Origin of the sequence: Paractinoplanes toevensis (assembly GCF_018332695.1) — a bacterium.
GTDB lineage: Bacteria > Actinomycetota > Actinomycetes > Mycobacteriales > Micromonosporaceae > Actinoplanes > Actinoplanes toevensis.
In genome coordinates this window covers 12,953-29,591 of sequence record NZ_BOQN01000083.1, presented here as the reverse complement: position 1 = coordinate 29,591, position 16,639 = coordinate 12,953, and the positions used below count along the sequence as shown (strand labels likewise).

Annotated in this window: 18 protein-coding genes; 6 read left to right on the top strand and 12 right to left on the bottom strand. The window is 71.7% G+C overall.

The annotated features are described in order from the left end of the window. Positions 1-39 precede the first annotated feature (39 nt). The 3 genes from Ato02nite_RS31310 to Ato02nite_RS31300 form a co-directional block, all read right to left on the bottom strand. Positions 40-1,068: a 6-phosphofructokinase gene (locus tag Ato02nite_RS31310; protein ID WP_213010266.1), complete on the bottom strand. Its 1,029-nt coding sequence runs from the start codon at positions 1,066-1,068 to the stop codon at positions 40-42. A 153-nt stretch (positions 1,069-1,221) separates the two neighbouring features. Beyond that, a complete protein-coding gene (locus Ato02nite_RS31305) occupies positions 1,222-1,713 on the bottom strand; it encodes a polyadenylate-specific 3'-exoribonuclease AS (RefSeq protein ID WP_246607629.1) in 492 nt (163 codons plus the stop codon). Between the two features lie 20 nt (positions 1,714-1,733). Continuing rightward, positions 1,734-2,588 (bottom strand): phosphotransferase enzyme family protein, encoded by an 855-nt coding sequence (locus tag Ato02nite_RS31300; protein ID WP_213010264.1) that lies wholly within the window; start codon positions 2,586-2,588, stop codon positions 1,734-1,736. A 289-nt stretch (positions 2,589-2,877) separates the two neighbouring features. On the opposite strand from Ato02nite_RS31300, the gene Ato02nite_RS31295 reads away from it, so the two are divergent. Beyond that, positions 2,878-3,522, top strand: a complete 645-nt coding sequence (locus Ato02nite_RS31295) for a Crp/Fnr family transcriptional regulator (protein WP_438873087.1) — start codon at positions 2,878-2,880, stop codon at positions 3,520-3,522. Here the strand turns inward: Ato02nite_RS31295 and Ato02nite_RS31290 are convergent. Then, the gene (locus tag Ato02nite_RS31290; protein ID WP_213010262.1) at positions 3,473-4,204 is read right to left on the bottom strand and encodes a lysophospholipid acyltransferase family protein; all 732 of its coding nucleotides are present in this window, start codon (positions 4,202-4,204) and stop codon (positions 3,473-3,475) included. The two genes, Ato02nite_RS31295 and Ato02nite_RS31290, sit on opposite strands and share 50 nt — an antisense overlap. Before the next feature lie 101 nt (positions 4,205-4,305). On the opposite strand from Ato02nite_RS31290, the gene Ato02nite_RS31285 reads away from it, so the two are divergent. Both Ato02nite_RS31285 and Ato02nite_RS31280 read left to right on the top strand, forming a co-directional pair. Continuing rightward, complete coding sequence (locus Ato02nite_RS31285; RefSeq protein ID WP_213010261.1) at positions 4,306-5,100, top strand: DUF308 domain-containing protein; 795 nt, start codon at positions 4,306-4,308, stop codon at positions 5,098-5,100. A 98-nt stretch (positions 5,101-5,198) separates the two neighbouring features. Then, complete coding sequence (locus tag Ato02nite_RS31280; protein WP_213010260.1) at positions 5,199-6,638, top strand: alpha,alpha-trehalose-phosphate synthase (UDP-forming); 1,440 nt, start codon at positions 5,199-5,201, stop codon at positions 6,636-6,638. Here Ato02nite_RS31280 and Ato02nite_RS31275 read toward each other — a convergent pair. The 6 genes from Ato02nite_RS31275 to Ato02nite_RS31250 are packed head-to-tail and all read right to left on the bottom strand — an operon-like array spanning position 6,621 to position 11,929. After that, the gene (locus tag Ato02nite_RS31275) at positions 6,621-7,370 is read right to left on the bottom strand and encodes an alpha/beta hydrolase (RefSeq protein WP_213010259.1); all 750 of its coding nucleotides are present in this window, start codon (positions 7,368-7,370) and stop codon (positions 6,621-6,623) included. The genes Ato02nite_RS31280 and Ato02nite_RS31275 overlap by 18 nt on opposite strands. Further along, positions 7,367-8,710: a flavin-containing monooxygenase gene (locus Ato02nite_RS31270; RefSeq protein ID WP_213010258.1), complete on the bottom strand. Its 1,344-nt coding sequence runs from the start codon at positions 8,708-8,710 to the stop codon at positions 7,367-7,369. Before Ato02nite_RS31270 ends, Ato02nite_RS31275 begins: the two co-directional genes overlap by 4 nt. A gap of 25 nt (positions 8,711-8,735) precedes the next feature. After that, on the bottom strand, positions 8,736-9,407 hold the full coding sequence (locus tag Ato02nite_RS31265; protein ID WP_213010257.1) for an endonuclease/exonuclease/phosphatase family protein: 672 nt from the start codon (positions 9,405-9,407) through the stop codon (positions 8,736-8,738). A gap of 2 nt (positions 9,408-9,409) precedes the next feature. Beyond that, on the bottom strand, positions 9,410-10,360 hold the full coding sequence (locus Ato02nite_RS31260; RefSeq protein WP_213010256.1) for an ROK family glucokinase: 951 nt from the start codon (positions 10,358-10,360) through the stop codon (positions 9,410-9,412). 21 nt (positions 10,361-10,381) lie between these two features. After that, on the bottom strand, positions 10,382-11,461 hold the full coding sequence (locus Ato02nite_RS53340; protein WP_213010255.1) for a hypothetical protein: 1,080 nt from the start codon (positions 11,459-11,461) through the stop codon (positions 10,382-10,384). 15 nt (positions 11,462-11,476) lie between these two features. Continuing rightward, entirely contained in the window at positions 11,477-11,929 is a 453-nt protein-coding gene (locus tag Ato02nite_RS31250; RefSeq protein WP_213010254.1) for an SRPBCC family protein, read from the bottom strand. Between the two features lie 81 nt (positions 11,930-12,010). On the opposite strand from Ato02nite_RS31250, the gene Ato02nite_RS31245 reads away from it, so the two are divergent. Continuing rightward, a complete protein-coding gene (locus Ato02nite_RS31245) occupies positions 12,011-13,699 on the top strand; it encodes a GAF domain-containing sensor histidine kinase (RefSeq protein WP_213010253.1) in 1,689 nt (562 codons plus the stop codon). Between the two features lie 7 nt (positions 13,700-13,706). Further along, positions 13,707-14,375, top strand: a complete 669-nt coding sequence (locus tag Ato02nite_RS31240; RefSeq protein WP_020512124.1) for a response regulator transcription factor — start codon at positions 13,707-13,709, stop codon at positions 14,373-14,375. On the opposite strand, the gene Ato02nite_RS31235 is transcribed toward Ato02nite_RS31240, so the two are convergent. Together Ato02nite_RS31235 and Ato02nite_RS31230 are read right to left on the bottom strand one after the other, a co-directional pair. Further along, the gene (locus Ato02nite_RS31235; RefSeq protein ID WP_213010252.1) at positions 14,372-14,782 is read right to left on the bottom strand and encodes a DUF4395 domain-containing protein; all 411 of its coding nucleotides are present in this window, start codon (positions 14,780-14,782) and stop codon (positions 14,372-14,374) included. The two genes, Ato02nite_RS31240 and Ato02nite_RS31235, sit on opposite strands and share 4 nt — an antisense overlap. Before the next feature lie 54 nt (positions 14,783-14,836). Next, positions 14,837-15,343 carry a MarR family winged helix-turn-helix transcriptional regulator gene (locus Ato02nite_RS31230; RefSeq protein WP_213010251.1) on the bottom strand — a complete coding sequence of 169 codons (507 nt, stop codon included), beginning with the start codon at positions 15,341-15,343 and terminating at the stop codon, positions 14,837-14,839. A 55-nt stretch (positions 15,344-15,398) separates the two neighbouring features. On the opposite strand from Ato02nite_RS31230, the gene Ato02nite_RS31225 reads away from it, so the two are divergent. Continuing rightward, a complete protein-coding gene (locus Ato02nite_RS31225; protein WP_213010250.1) occupies positions 15,399-16,631 on the top strand; it encodes an MFS transporter in 1,233 nt (410 codons plus the stop codon). The last annotated feature ends 8 nt before the right edge of the window (positions 16,632-16,639 follow it).

Here is a 16,639-nt window from a genome sequence, read left to right as displayed (position 1 = left end):
ACGAGAGGGCGGCCGAACGGCCGCCCTCTCGTCAAAAGATCAGCTGCCGAAGAAGACTTCAGCCTCTTCGTAGCGGGAGAGCGGCACGGTCTTGAGCTCGCCGGTGCCCTCGATCAGCGGCACGCGGACGATGTCGGTGCCCCGCAGCGCCATCATCTTACCGAAGTCACCCTCGTGGACGGCGTCAATCGCCTGCAGCCCGAAGCGGGTGGCGAGCACCCGGTCGAACGCGGTCGGGGTGCCACCACGCTGGATGTGACCGAGGACGACCGTACGGGCCTCCTTGCCGGTCTTCTCCTCCAGCTGCTCGGCCAGCCACTGGCCGATGCCACCGAGGCGGACGTGGCCGAACGAGTCGAGCTCCTGGTTGTGCAGGACCATCTGGCCCTCGAGCGGCTGGGCGCCCTCGGCGACGACCACGATCGGTGCGTACTCCACCTGGAAGCGCTTGGTCACGTAGGTGGCGACCTGCTCCACGTCGAAGTTGCGCTCGGGCAGCAGGATCACGTTGGCGCCACCGGCGAGGCCGGCGTGCAGCGCGATCCAGCCGGCGTGCCGGCCCATGACCTCGACGACCAGGGTGCGGTGGTGCGACTCGGCGGTGGTGTGCAGCCGGTCGATCGCCTCCATCGCGATGTTCACCGCGGTGTCGAAGCCGAACGTGTAGTCGGTCGCGTTGAGGTCGTTGTCGATCGTCTTCGGCACGCCGACCACGTTGACGCCGAGGTCGTTGAGCTTGGTGGCGACGCCCAGGGTGTCCTCACCGCCGATCGCGACCAGCGCGTCGACGCCCTGCTCGGCCAGGTTGGCCTTGATCCGGTCGACACCACCCTCGATCTTGAAGGGGTTGGTGCGCGAGGATCCCAGGATGGTGCCGCCGCGCGGCAGGATGCCGCGGACCTCCGCGATACCGAGCGGCTTCGTCAGGCCCTCGAGCGGGCCCTTCCAGCCGTCGCGGAATCCGACGAACTCGTGACCGTACGCGGCGACGCCCTTGCGGACCACCGCCCGGATCACCGCGTTGAGACCGGGGCAGTCGCCGCCGCCGGTGAGCACGCCGATACGCATGATTTGCTCGTCCTCCCTGAATCGGGTCGCGAGGATGCAGAAAGCCCGTCAGCCCCAGGGAGCACTCTCGGCAGCGTTGCCGGGCCCGGGGCGGGCCGCGAACGGAACCTTAGTCGCAGCCAGAAACGTGGGCGAAAGCGCCCCGACATCAGGCTAAGCCTTCAGTACCTCCCAGCGGGCCAGATTGTGCCGGGCGTCCACCAGCGCGTCGTGCCGGCCGGACATGCTCGGCAGATGCGGCCGGCCGCGGTCGTCCCAGAGCTGGCGCAGGTCCTTGGTGAAGCGCGGGATCTCCCGCGGCAGGGCCGGCATCGCGCCCCACAGCTGGGCCAGGGCGACGTGGTCGTAGGCGGCGAACCAGGCCCACAACTCCATCTGCTCGTCGCGGCCGCGGATCGGCTCCATCAAGAACTCGAACAGGTCTTCCCGGATGCGCTCGCGGGAGCGCCACGCCTTGTCGGACGGCGACGGGAGCTTGTCGAGGACGTTGCGGCGCACCCAGGGGATCGCCTTGGTGTCGTCGAACTCGGTGCTGACCGCGTAGAACTCGCGGCCGAACTCGTCGACGACCCCGATCGAGACAAGATCGACCACGCGGCCGTCCTCGATGAACTCGCAGTCGTAGAAGTACCTGTATGCGGCCACGTGACCATCCTCGCCCATGCTCAGCCGGCCGCCGACTCCAGGGCCGTGCGGGCACACCCGAGGGTGCGGGAGTCACCCCGGCGGGCGGCTCGGTCGGCCCGCACCGCCCAGCGCAGCCGGGTCAGCACCGGCAGGGCGGCCTCGAGCTCGTCGCGGCGCACCGGCCCGGCCGCCAGGTAGCCGTCGATCAGGTCGGTGGCCTGCTCCGGGCCGCCGGCGTAGCCGACCGCGGCGGCCACGTCGTAGACCAGCGGGCCGACCCCGCTCGCCCCGCAGTCGAGCAGTCCGGCCCGGCCGGTACCCGGGTCGACCACGAAGCTGCCCGGGGCCGGATCGCCGTGCAGTACGCCGTACGTCAATCGGTCGGTGACGGTCAGGCGGGTGGCCGCGCCGACCGCGTCGGCGACGGCGGCGCGGAGCCATGGCTCCGCGGCCAGATGGGCCGCGCCCGGGTCGAGCGGCTGCCACGGGCGCAGGCCGGGGTGGTGAAAGTGCTGCAAGACCTTGTGTACGACGCCCAACCGGTCCCCCCACCACTGCTGATCGATCGGGTCGCCGCCGTGGAGCGGCCGGCCGGGTGCGCGGCGCAGCAGGGCCAGCGCACCGGCCGGGGTCTGCGCGGTGAGCCCACCGCCGAGGGTGCGCACCGGTTCACCGGCCACGACGTTCCGGGCCCGCAGGTGCTCGGCGGCGATCAGGCCGGCCTCGACCGGCTGGCGGGCGCCCGGTTCGGCGAGCCGGCAGACGTAGCGGTCCGGCCCGGCCGACACCTCCCAGCCCTGGGACAGCAGCTCGTCGGGCAACGCGACGATCTCGCCGGGCAGCAGATGCCACTGATCGCGCAAAGTGGAGAGAACAAGGTCGTCGTGCGGCACGGCGGGAGTATCGCGGCATCGGCCGGCGTCACGACGGACAGGACGGGTGACAATCACGCTTGGCTATTAGGAGGTTTACAGATAGCGACCGGCGCGACATGATCAGACGAGGCCGTGGCGGTCTGACTGCGCAGAATGGCGCTGGAGGACTGCTTCATGCTATTAGTGATCGTTCGCGTCGAGGGGCCGACGCCGGCCGGGGGGCCTACGGCGCGGTCCCCACCGGGGGAGGGATAGCGCCGTGGACCATCGTTTGCCGGATTCCGGCGACGCGCTCGCCGGCGTGGAGATGTTCGCCGGCCTGGAGCCGGACGTCCGGCAGCGGGTGATCGCCACCGCCGTTCCACGCAACTATCGCAAGGGACAGATCCTTTTCGTCGAGCACGACCCCGGCGAGTCCCTGATCATTCTCAAGCGCGGCGCCGTCGCGATCTTCCGCACCGCCCCGACCGGGGAGCGTGCGGTGCTCACCGTGGTCCGCCCGCCGGACGTGCTGGGCGAGGTGTCCCTTCTGGACGCGTCGACCCGCAGCACCTCGGCCGAGGCGATCGAGGACTCGCAGGCGCTCACCCTGTCCCGGGCCGCGTTCATGGACCTGGTGCACTCCAACCCGCGCATCCTGGACGCGGTGATGCGCTCGGTCGGCGCCCTGATCCGCCGGCTCACCGAGCAGAACACCGATCACGTCTTCCTCGACCTGCCCGGGCGGGTGGCCAAGACGCTGGTGCGGCTGGCCGGCGAGAGCCAGGCTCCGATGATCACGATCGAGCTCAACCAGAGTCAGCTGGCCGAGATGGCCGGCGGTTCCCGGCAGAGCGTCAACCAGGCGATCGGGTCGTTCGCCAGCCGCGGCTGGCTGCGCACCGAGGGTCGCCGGATCGTGGTCACCGACCTTCAGGCGCTCCGGCGTCGAGCGGGGATGGGTGTGCCGTAACCGGCATCTCTATCGAGGTCTTGAGCTTCGTGGCGTAGACATCGACGTACTCGCGGCCGGACAGCACCATCAGCTCGTACATGATCTCGTCAGTGATGGCTCGTTCGACGAAGCGGTCGCCGCGCGAGTCGGCGTAGCGGGAGAAGTCGAGCGGGTGACCGAACCGCATCCGTACCCGCTTGATCTTCGGAATGAAGGTGCCGGTCGGCTGGATCTCGTCGGTGTTGAGCAGCGCCACCGGGACGACCTTGGCGCCGCTCTCCAGGGCCAGCCGGGCCACCCCGGTCTTGCCGCGGTAGAGCCGGCCGTCCGGCGAGCGGGTGCCCTCCGGATAGATGCCGGCGATGCCGTCCTCGCCCAGCACCCGCAGCAGCGTGTCCAGAGCCGCCTGGGCAGCGCGGCCGCCCGAACGGTCCACCGGGATCGTCCCGGTCGAGAGGAAGAACTGGCGCATCAGGCGACCTTTGATGCCCTTACCGGTGAAGTACTCCGCTTTCGCGACGAAAGTCACCCTGCGGCCGACCATCAGGGGTGTGAAGATCGAGTCGGAGAACGAAAGATGGTTGCAGGCGAGGATCACCGGCCCCGACCCGGGCACATTCGCCAGGCCACGCACGTCCGGCCGGAACAGGACACGCAGCAGCGGCCCGAGAACCACGTACTTCAGCAACCAATAGAACACCAGCGAAGCGTACGAAGCGGGACGGCGCGCCACAACGCACTCCCGCAACCGGTACTTGGCGTGTCACCATTCAAGGCACGGTCGGCGAGGGAGTGTGCAGGGTGACAGCGGGTGGCGCCCGCCGCGGGCGGCGGGACAACGGGATCGACGCGGCCGACTTCGCAGCGGCCGGTGACGTCGATCCGCGCGTCGGTGAGCACCTGCTCGACGTGCTGCAGGCCGCGGGCATCGCGGCATACCTACAGCCCACGGCCGATCTCAACCCGATCCTGCGGGCCACCACGCTGCCGGCCCGGCCGACCGACCGGCTCTATGTGGATCGCACCCATCTCGACGAGGCCCGCGAGCAGCTGCACAAGGTGACCGGCGGGATTCCGCCGACCCCGCCCGCTGATCCCACCGCCGAGCCGAAGAGCACCGGGCCGGACATCGAGGCCGAGTGGGCAAAGATCGTGGCCGGCTTCCACACCTCGGTCGACCCGACCGCCGCGCCCTGGCCCGCCTCCGAGGAGCTGCCGGCCGAGCCGGCCCCGCCCCCGGCCGCCGAGGGAGCCGGCTACGGCCGCCGCCGCACCGACCAGAAACCGGCCGCCGAGTCGTCGCTGCTCGATGGGCTCGACACGTTCGGCGCCGACCTCGAGGACGAGGAGGAGGACCGGTACATTCCGCCGGATCCCCCGCCGCTGCCCCGCCTGTCGAAATACGCGATCGCCGGCATCCTCGGCGTCCTGGTCGGTTTCGTGCTCTTCCTCTTCCCCGGCATCCTGCCGATCGCGCAGGACTACGTGACCCTGATCGGCTTCGCGGCGATCGTGTCCGGCGCGGTCATGCTCGTGTGGCGCCTGCGCTCCGGCGACGACGAGGAAGACGACTACGACGACGGCGCGGTCGTCTAGGCCCTGTCCGGGCGCCCCGTCTGTGCCGTTTCTGGCCGTTCAGTTGAATTGACCACTGTCGGTGTAGCGCACTGGTGGGTAACTAGTAACCTTCGGTGATGCGCCAGAGCTCGTTGGTCGTGGTCGCCAACCGTCTCCCGCTCGATGACAACGTCGCTCCCGACGGGGCCTGCGAGTGGCGACGGAGTCCGGGTGGGCTGGCCAGCGCCCTGCACGCCATCCTCGAAAGCACCCCCGCCACCTGGGTGGGCTGGGGCGGCGGGGTCGGTCCGGCGCCCCCTCTCGCCGACATCGGCACGCTGCGGCTGCGCCCGGTCCCGCTGACCGAGGACGAGCTGCGCGGCTACTACGAGGGCTTCGCCAACTCGACGCTCTGGCCGCTCTACCACGACGCCGTCGAGCAACCCGTCTTCGACCGCGGCTGGTGGGAGACCTACCGCACGGTCAACCGCCGGTTCGCCGAGGCCGCCGCCGAGGTGGCCGAGCCGGGCGCGGCCGTCTGGATCCAGGACTACCACCTGCAGCTGGTGCCACAGATGCTCCGCGAGCTGCGCCCGGACGTACTGATCGGCTTCTTCATGCACGTGCCGTTCCCGCCGCCCGAGCTGTTCATGCAGCTCCCCCGCCGGCTCGAGCTGCTGCGCGGCATGCTCGGCGCCGACCTGGTCGGCTTCCAGCGGCCGCAGGCCGCGCACAACGTGGCCCAGCTGGCCGGCAAGCTGCTCGGTGCGAAGGGCGCCGACGACGCGATCCTGTTCGACGGCCGGGTGGTGCGCACCGGCGCGTTCCCGGTGTCGATCGACGTCACCGAGATGGAGGCGCTGAACGCCCGGCCCTACGTGGTCAACCAGGCCCGGCAGCTGCGGCACGATCTCGGGCTGCACAAGAAGGTGCTGCTCAGCGTCGACCGGCTGGACTACACCAAGGGCATCGAGCACCGCCTCACGGCGTACAGCGAGCTGCTGCGCGACGGGCGGGTCAAGGTGCGCGACGTGGTGATGGTGCAGGTCGCGGTGCCGAGCCGGGAACGCGTCGAGAGCTACCGAGGCCTGAAGGACCGGATCGAGAGCGAGGTCGGCCGGATCAACGGGGAGTACGGCCGGGTCGGCCAGCCGGCCATCCACTACCTGAACCAGCCGTTCGACCGGGCCGACCTGGCCGCGCTCTACCAGACCGCCGACGTCATGGTGGTGACCCCGCTGCGCGACGGGATGAACCTGGTGGCCAAGGAATATGTGGCGGCCCGGGCCGACGACACCGGCGCGCTGGTGCTCAGCGAGTTCGCCGGCGCGGCCAACGAGCTGGAGGACGCGTTCCAGGTCAACCCGCACGACGTGGACGGGTTGAAGGAGACGCTGCTGCGGGCGCTGGTCGCCGAACCGGCCGACCTGTCCCGGCGGATGGCCGCGATGCGCGCGCACATCACCGAGAACGACATCCACGCGTGGGCCCGCGCCTACCTCACCGCGCTCGACCACTCCGGCCAGCTGGCCCGCCACCTGCCCCGGCAGCGGGAGGCGCTAGCTCCCCGCGCTTAACTCCTTGGTCAGCCAGTCCAGGATCGCGTCGATCGGCTCCGGCCAGCCGGTGTCGAGCATCAGGGCGTGGGCCATGCCGGGGAACAGCAGCGGGGCGCCGCCGTAGTGGGTGGCGACCCGGTCCAGGGACTTGCGCGGCACGACCCGGTCGTCCGGCGAGCCCACCACCAGCACCGGCGGGCGGCCGACCGGGCGCGGGGTCTCCTTCGGGACGGTCAGCCGGCGCGAGAAGGCCATCCGGGCCAGGTACGCCTCGGCGTCCACGCCGTCGCTGAACAACTGCTTACGGTTCAGGCGGGGACGGCTGCGCAGCGTACCGAAAGGGTTGGCCTTGAGAGCGGCGCCCAGCGTCGCCCATCGGTCCATCACCGGCGCGACCAGCACGGCCGCGCGGGCCGGGTAGCGGCCCAGCGCGCGGGACACGACCAGGGCGCCGGCGCCGTGCCCGATCAGCACCGCCTGCCGGGGCAGCGACGCCGCCGTCTGCACCACGTCGTGCACGTGGGCGCGCAGGCCGCCGTCCGCGCGCGGAGTCAGCGCGTGCGCCGGGAAACCGCGGCCGGCCGCGTGCGCGAGCCAGTGCTCGGCGAACGCCCACGCCCCCAGGCCCGGACCGGGCACGAACAGCAGCGGCGGCTGCCCGTCCTCCCCCTCGACCAGCCGGGACAGCACCTCCCGCTCGACCGGCGGAACGGGCGACGTCCAGTCGTCGAAGCGCAGCAGGTCGGTCATGTGGCCGGCTCCATCTCGTGCAACAGCTCCCCGACCGACTTCAGGTAGGCGATGTGGTCGACCTCGAACCAGTGCCGGCGGGTGTCCACCACCTGGCGGCGCGACCAGCTGCTGACCGGGCGGGCCGACTCCTTCTGCTGCACGGCCGCGGCCCGGACCGGGTCCTCCCGGCGCAGCTGCAGCCAGCGGGCCACCGCCACGCTCTGCCAGTGCGCGAGCGGCAGCAGCCCGGCGTCCGGCTGGAGCAGGCCCACCACGGCGAGCGTCGGGTGCTTGCGGGCGAACGCGTGCAGGTGCAGGTCGGGCCGGCCGTCACCCTCGGTGCCGATCAGCTCGGGGCCGAGGAACTCGAAGCGCGGGGCGTAACCGGTCGCGGTGATCACCAGGTCGGGGTCGATGCCGCGGCCGTCGGCGAGCTCGACCCGGCCCCCGGCGAACCGGGTCACGTCCGGCACCGGTTTGATCCGGCCGTGGCCGAGGTAGTACGGCAGCTGGCTGTTGACGATCGGGTGACTCTCGTACGGCCGGTGGTCGGGCGCCGGGAGGCCGTAACGGGACAGGTCGCCGGTGGTCAGCGCGAGGGTGCGGCGGTAGATCCACTGCCGCATCTTCAGGGGCAGCCGCCACTTGAGCAGGCGGTCGTTCACCTGGTCGGCGGGGCGCCCGGCGATGTACTTGGGGGCGTACCAGTAGCCGCGCCGGGTCGAGTGCCAGACCGTGGTGGCCTGCTGGGCGGCCTCGACCGCGATGTCGCAGCCGGTGTTGCCGCCGCCGATGACGAGCACCTTGCGGTTGCGCAGCTGGGCCGGGTCCTTGTACTGCGCCGAGTGGATGACCTGGCCCTTGAAGTCGCCCGGGATGTCCGGCTTGGCCGGGGACCAGTTGTGCCCGTTCGCCGCGATCACCGCCGCGTAGCGCTGCACCCGCGACGAGCCGCCACCGGTCGACCGGGTGGTGACGTCCCAGCGGCCGTCGCCGACCGGCACCGCCGACACCACCTCGGTGCCGAACCAGATGTGCTCGCCCAGTCCGAAATGCTTCGCGTACCGCTCCAGGTAGGACAGCAGCTGACTGTGGTGCGGGTAGTCGGGCCAGTTGTCCGGCATCGGGAAGTCGGGGAACTCGGTCAGCGGCCGTGACGAGATCAGGTGGGTGTTCGCGTAGACCGGGCTGCGATCGTGCCGCCAGTTCCACGCGCCGCCCACCGACGTCTCGCGCTCATAACAGTCGACCGCGAAACCGTGCTCGCGAAGGTTCTTGATCGTCGCGAGTCCGCTGGCCCCGGCCCCGATGACGCAGACCGCGTCCCGACGGTCGGCGATGTCCGGAGTGTCGTGCACGCGGCGATACTGCCAGATACGTGGGCTAGGAGGAAGGGAGCGAAAGGTCCGCGAGAACCGGAAGATGATCACTGGCCCGGCGGGCCAGGTCGGACTCCACCACCTCGTACCGCTCGATGGTGATGTCCGGGGTGACGAACAGCCCGTCGATGAGCCGTGCGGGAAGCGTCGCGGGGTAGGTGAACGAGCCCGCCGACGAGGAGACCAGGCCGTCCTCGACCGTGCGCCAGGCGCCCCCGCCCGGGCCCTCGTTCAGGTCGGCGGCCGCGATCACCGGGCCCTCGACGCCGTCGAGGGCCTCCTTCCAGAGGGCCGCCTGGGCCGGCCGCTCGGCCGGATCGGTGGCCAGGTGCGAACCGGACACGGTGAACCCGCCGCCGCGCACCGAGCCGCGCAGGAACGCGGCGCCGCGCAGGTGCCGGCCCGGGGTCAGCGGGTACCGCATGCACCAGGTCTCGTGCACCCGGACCCGCATGCTGACCAGCAGCAGGTTGCCCAGCGCCGGCAGCCCGCCGGCCCCGACCACCATGCCGGTGTCGTTGGCCAGCGCCGCGCACTTGTGCCGCCACAGGAACCGGCGCGGCGCCTCCTGCACCACCAGGACGTCCGGGGCCAGGTCGCGGATCAGGGCGATCAGCGCCGCCCGGTCGTCGCGCAACCCGTGCACGTTGTAGCTGAGAACCCGCAGCGGCGGCATGCCTAGGCCCGCCGGGCCAGGTCGGCCGCGCCGACCACTCCCGCCGTGTTGCCCGTCTCCGCGGCCACCACGTCGGCGACCGGGAAGCGGCCGCGCTGCTTGAGCTGGTCCCGGTAGGTGTTCCGGGTCGGCGTCATGAGCAGGTCACCGGCGTCGACCACGCCGCCGCCGACCACCAGGATCTCCGGGTCGAGGCTCTGCGCCAGGTCGGCCATCGCCACCCCGAGCCAGTAGCCGATCTGCGCGAACGCGTCCCGGGCCACCCCGTCACCGGCGTGCGCCGCCTCGGTGATCTGCCGCCCGGTGATCGCCAGCGGGTCGCCGCCGGCCAGCGCGAGCAGCTTCTCGGCCCGCTCCGGCTCCTGCCGGGCGCCGGCCCGGGCGAATCGGACCAGGGCGTTACCGCTCGCGTACTGCTCCAGGCAGCCCAGCCGGCCACAACCGCAGGGGTGACCGTCCGGCACCGACTGGATGTGCCCCAGCTCGCCGGCGATGCCGTTGGCGCCGCGCCACAGCTTGCCGCCGAGCACGATGCCACCGCCGATCCCGGTCCCCACGGTGATCATCACCATCGAGTCGTCGGCGTGCCGGGCCACCCCGAACCGGAACTCGGCCCAGGCCGCGACGTTGGCGTCGTTCTCCAGCACGGTGGGCAGGCCGACCGCCTTGGCGACGTAGTCGCGCAACGGTTCGTCCCGCCAGGCCAGATTGGGCGCGAACAGCACGGTGGAGGCGGCCGCGTCGATCCAGGCGGCGGCCCCGATGCCGATCGCGGTGGCCTGCGGATATTGAGCGGCCAGCTCGGCGGCCACCTCGACGATGGTGTCCCGGGTGCCGGCCGGGTCCTCGGCAGGCGTGTCACGGCGGTTGGACGCCAGCACCGTGCCGTGCTCGTCGACCACCCCACCGGCCACCTTGGTGCCGCCGACGTCGACTCCGATGGTCAGCGTCACGCTGTCTCCTCTGCTACCCGCTTACTGTGCGCCGTCGCCGGGGGCCGCGTCGCCCGCCGCGCCGTCGCGCTCACCGGGCGCCTCGGCGCCCGGAACATCATGATCCACCGTCGCGGGTCGCGCCACGCCGCCAACACCCGCATCAGCGGTGGCCGCGGCCCACACATCAAACCTTTGAGGGGTACGGGCGGACCGCCCCGCCCTGGCATTCGTGTCCCCCGTCTCGGACGTCGGCGTCCCGGACCCCGTCTCGGCCCTGGTCGACCCGGCTGCCTCCGCGCGGGCGTTCGCTTTGGCGGCTTCGGCCAGTGCTGCCGCCTCCGCCACCCGGCGCGCCGCCTCGGCGGCTGCCTCACGGGCGGCCTTGGCCGCCTTGCGCCGGGCCGCGTCGGCCGCCCGGCGGGCGCGCAGGCGCTCAGCTTCTGCCTCGGCCGCGCTCACCGCCGATGCCGCGGCCCACGGGTCGCCCGCGAAGCGCGGATCGTCGCCGGCTACAGCACCGGCGCCCGCCTCCGCGTCGCCACCCGGCGCGGCGCCCTCGTCCGACCCGGCGCCCTCGTCCGGAGCGGTCTCCGGAGCGGTCCGGCGCGTTGCGAACGACCAGGCGTCGTCGGGGTCCGGCGCAGCCGGGGCCGGGCGGGACGGCGTTGGTTTCGGGCGGTCGCCGGCCAGCGACGACAGCGCGCGCATCATGCTCGCGACGCCGGCCGCCAGGTCACCGGCGCCGACGGCCAGGCGGGCGGCGGTGTCGGGGCTCGGGTCACGCACCGCGGCGATCGCCCGGCAGACCGGGCAGACGCAGCACGCGGCGCTGCCGGTCGACCAGGTGTGCTGCTGGCTCCCCTGCTTCTCGCCGCCGGGCCCCTGGGCGCTCGACCCCTGGGCGCTCGGCTCGTGGCCGCTCGGCTCCGGGCCTCTTGCGAGGCGGCCGACGATCCCGCTGACCGACTCGGCGATCGCGCCCAGTCCGGCGGCGACCGCGTCCCGCGTACCGGAAGAATCGTCCGAAGCTCGCGCCGCGGCACCCAGGCCGCCGCTCGCGGCCATCGCGATCATCGTCGCGACCAGCCGCTCGGCCTCTTCCCGTGCCGACGACGTCATCCCCGAACCTCCCGCTCAGCTCGCCGGCAGGCTCTCGACACGGCGCTTGAGCTGCTTCAACGCTGTGTCCATGATCATCTTTTCGGCCTTGCGACGGAACATGCCGAGCATGCCGATGGAGAGCTCCACCTCGAGTGTGTAGGTGACCGTGGTGGTGTCGTCACCGTTATCGGCGAGGTCGTAGGAACCCTCCTGCGACTTCTGCGTCTTGGACGGCTCGATCAGGTGCCATTCGATGCGGGACAGATCGTCGGCATATGCGTACTCCAGGGTGTAGTCGTCGGCCATCACCCCGGCGTCGATCACCCACCGCACCTGGGCCGCGTAACCGTCTTCGTACTCCTGAAGGACCTCGATCTGCTTCAGCGCGTCGACCCACTCCGGGTAGCGCGGGAAATCGCAGATCACCGCGGCCACGCGGTCGACGGGCGCATGAACCTGGATCGACTGCGTCGAGGTATCCGCCATGCACGGAGGCTACCTCTTCGGTCCGACAATCCCGACGACCGGGCCGAGCCGTTCCGGCCCGGTACGACTACCATCCGTCAGGTGCCGGTGCTAGCCAATGTTTCCGCGCGCGTCCAGCCGCTCGCGGTGGCCGCTCGCATCGTCATGCTCGCGCTGGTCGCGGCATTGACCCTGATCGCCACCCGGGAGCCCGCGCAGCTGCGCTGGATCGCCCTGCTGGTGGTCGCCGCCCTGCCCGCGTTCCTCGCTCCCGACCACCGCGTCTTCGGGCCGCTGGGCCGGTTCGCCGAGGTCGCCGTCACCGGGCTCGCGGCCGGCTCGATCGCCGCGGCCGCCGACGCGACCGGCACTGTGGACGCCGGCTTCGGTGCCGAGGCCGTGTTGCCCTACCTCGCCGTCCCGCTGCTCACCGCGGCCCTGCGCCGCCGCCCGACCGAGGGCGCGGCGCTGCTCGGGGTGGCCGCCGTGGCGCTGGTCGCCGGGGGCACGCTGACCGGCGACGACAGCCCGATCACCCAGCCCGGTTTCCTCGCGGCGGGGGGACAGTGGCTGGTTCTCGGGGCGATCGTGACGTTCGCGGCCGATACAATGCGGCAACTGATGCAACCCGCCGAGCCCACCCCCCAGCCGTACGCTGAGGCCACCCGCCTGCTCACCCAGCTGCGGAGCGTGGCCCGCTCGCTGCCGGGCGCCACTCTGGACCCGGGCGGCATCTCCGAGCACCTGCTCGAGGAGCTGCGCCTGGTCGCCCCGGGTGACCGCGCCGCGGTGCTGTCCACCAGCGGCGGCGGCCGGCTCGTGGTGCTCGCCCAGACCGGCGCCGAGCGGGTCGACTGGGAGACGACGCTCGACGCCGACTCGGCCATCGCCGACGCCTGGGCCACCCAGCAGCCGCAGACCGCCAGCCGCTCGCAGGCCCGCTCGCACCGCCGCGGCGAGGTCTCCTCGCTGGTGGTCCCGCTGGTCGCCGGGGTCCGCACGATCGGCCTGGTGATCCTCGAGGCCGACGTGAGCAGTGCGTACCCGTCGTCGGTCGTCTTCGAGGTCACCGGGGTGACCGAGCCGGCCGCGATCCGGCTCGAGGCCGCCCTGCTCTTCGACGACGTGCGCTCGCTGGCCACCAATGAGGAGCGTCAGCGGCTCGCCCGGGAGATCCACGACGGCGTCGCGCAGGAACTCGTGATGGTCGGCTACGGCATCGACAACGCCCAGGCCACCCTGCCCGAGGGCGCCGAGGAGACCGCCGAGGAACTGCGGTCGCTGCGCAACGAGGTCACCCGGGTCATCACCGAGCTGCGACTGAGCCTGTTCGAGCTGCGTTCCGAGGTGGACCGCAACGGCGGCCTGGCCGCCGCGATCGCGGAGTACGCACGGACTCTGGGCACCTCGGCCGGTCTGCGCGTGCACTTCACCTTCGACGAGTCGACCGCGCGCCTGCCCGCCGCGACCGAGGCGGAGTTGCTGCGGATCGCCCAGGAGGCGATCACCAACGCGCGCAAACACGCGGGAGCCTCTAATCTGTGGGTTACCTGTACGGTGGACCCGCCGTACGCGGAGATCGAGGTCTCCGACGACGGCAAAGGCTTCGCCGACGACCGCCCGGACGGTCGTTACGGTCTGACCATCATGGCCGAGCGGGCGGAACGAATCCGGGGCCGATTGAAAATCACGCCGCGACACCCCAGCGGGACAACCGTGGCCGTAGTGCTCGGATCGTCGGGGAGGCGCGATAGCGTGCGGGATAGCGTTTCCGCTCCAGAAGGGGAGTAACCCGAGCATGTCGACCAGTCCTGCGCCGACCACGCGCACCAAGGTCCTCCTTGTCGACGATCACGACCTGATTCGTAAGGGGCTGCGACACGCATTCGAGCGCGACCGCCAGTTCGAGGTCGTCGGTGAGGCCGCCACGGCCGCCGAGGCGGTGCGCCAGGCCGGCGCCCTGCAGCCGGACGTCGTGATCATGGACCTGCGCCTGCCCGACGGCAGCGGTCTCGAGGCCACCAAGGCCCTGCGAAAGAACAATGCCAACATGGGCATCGTCGTGCTGACGATGTATGCGGGCGACGACCAGCTGTTCGGTGCGCTCGAGGCCGGCGCCAGCGCGTTCGTGCCGAAGACCGCCCCGGCCGACGAGGTCGTGGCCGCGGCCCGGCACGCCGCCTCGGCGCCGAGCGCGTTCACCGCCGCCGACCTCGCCGAGGCCATGAAGCGCCGGCTCGCCCCGTCCGGCCCGCAGCTCTCCCCCCGCGAGGGTCAGGTGCTTCGCCTGCTGGCCGACGGCATGAGCGTGGCCGGCATCGCCAAGCAGCTGTTCGTCTCGGAGTCGACCGCCAAGACGCACATCTCGAAGCTCTACGAGAAGCTCGGCGCGGCCAACCGGGCCCAGGCCCTGATGACCGCGCTGCGACTCGGCCTGCTCGAGGCCCCCGACGCGCCGAAGTTCTAGGCCCGGACCGAAGCCCGCTTGATCAACAAGTAGGCCTCGCAGCCCAGACAGAGTCCGAAGGCCGCGTTCAGGAATGCCGCGAGCAGGCCGAACGCGGCCGCCACCACGCCCAGCGTGGTCAGCCCGGTGAGATAGCCGACCGCGCTCAGGCCCAGAAAGGCAAGACCGACAGTCTGGGCAAACCGGACGGGAGCGACGGGCTCCCGCTCGGTCGGCGGGCCGAGGCGCGGCAGGATCAGGGCACGATAGACGTACGAGTACGGACCCTTGCGTGGATCGAGGGCCGTGATCGCGAAGACGACGGCCTGGGCCAGCGCGAGCCAGCCCGAGCCGGTCGCCAGCACCAGGATGATGACGGCGCTGGTCAATGCCGCGGCGAAGCGCTGCCCGCGGGGGTCGAGTTCCATGTCTCGAAGCCTCGCTGTTTTTCCTGGTGAGCGCGCCGTGAGCCTGATCACTACCTACTCGATAGATTTGGTTACCTTTCGCAGCAGGGCGTTGAGCTGCACCAACTCGTCCGGCGACAGGGCGCTCAGCATCTGCCGGTCACGGGCCATCCCCTCGAAGATGTGCTTGTTCCACTCGGCGCGCCCGGTCGCCGTCGGCCGGACGATCACCCGCCGCCGATCGGCCGGGTCGACCTGGCGGGTGACCAGGCCGGCCGACTCCAGCCGGTCAAGCCGGCTGGTCATCGCGGCCCTGGTCACGTGGGTGGCGTCGGCCAGTTGCGCCGGGGTGGCCTCCATCGGGTGCGGCTGCACCATCAGCGCGTGCAGCGTCTTGTAGTCCTCCATGGTGAAGGCCTCGTTGCCGGCGAACGCGGCGGCGTCGGCCCGACGGGCCCACTTGTGGATGTCGTTCATCCGCACCAGGGCGCCCTCGATCTCGGGCTCGAACCGGGGATCGTCCTTCCAGAACGCCGCCCAGCGGGCGACGTGCAGATCCACGCCGTCTCTCTCATCCGTCACGGATCTCAGTGTAATTCGATTGCTAATAGTTCGACGTCGAACTACTGTCTCGAACGTGTTCACCGACTTCCGCCTGCTCGCCGCGGGCCAGACCCTGTCCTGGATCGGCAACGGCTTCCAGACCGTCGCCCTGGCCGTGGCCGTCGTGTCGACCGGCGGCGGCGCCCGCGACCTCGGCCTCGTGATGGCCTGCTCGGTCACGTTCACGCTGATCAGCTCGCTGTTCGGCGGCGTCTGGGCCGACCGGCTCCAGCCGCAGCGGCTGATGGTCTTCTCCGACCTGATCCGGCTGCTGGCCGCGGCCGCGATGGCCGTCATGTTCGCCGCCGGCGGCTACCACCTTGCCCTGCTGTGCACCCTGGCCGCCGTCTCCTCCGCGGCCGGCAGCTTCTTCAACCCGGCGATGGCCGCCCTGCGCCCGCTGATCATCCCGGCCGACCGCCGGCAGTCGGCGAACGCGACGCTCAGCATGCTGCAGACCGGCAGCTCGGTGGTCGGCCCGGCGCTGGGCGGCCTCACCGTGGCGGCGTTCGGCGCACCCGCCGGCTTCGGGGTCAACGCGGCCAGCTTCCTCGCCTCGATGGCCGCCTGCCTGCTGCTGCGCGTCCGCACCACGCGGGGGCCGAGGACGTCGATGCTCAGCGAGCTGGGCGCCGGCTGGCGCGAGATCAGCAGCCGGGACTGGCTGCTCGGCGGCCTGCTCGGGGCCACGCTCTACCACGTCGCCAACGGTGTGATCCTGGTGCTGGTGCAGGTCGTCGCGATCGAGCGGCTCGGCGGCGCCTCCGCGGCCGGCTTCATCGCCGCGGCCGAGGGCCTCGGCGGCCTGATCGGCGCGGCGGTCGCGCTGCGCTTCAAACCCCGGCGGTTGCTCCGGGCGGGCTGGCTCACGCTCCTGCTGATGCCGCTCTGGGCGCTGGCGTACGTGTGGCCCGCCGAGCTCATCGCGGTGCTGATCGGCGCGGTGATCGGCTGGGCCGGCCTGATCTTCTTCGACGTGGCCTGGGAGACCGCCCTGCAGGACCGGATCCCGCAGTCGTCCCTGGGCCGGGTCGCCTCCTGGGACTACCTGGCCTCCTACCTGGCCATGCCGGTCGGGAACGCGCTGGCCGGCCCACTGTCGGCGCGGTTCGGCACCAGCCCGGTCCTGACCGTCTGCGCCGGCGTGCTGTTCCTGGCCGGCGTCTCCCAGCTGCTGATCCCCGGCGTGCGCGACCTGACCCGCGCGACGCAGGCGACCGCGCCCCCGACCACCCCGCCCGAGCTGGCCGAGGCCACCACCGGCTGACTGACCTC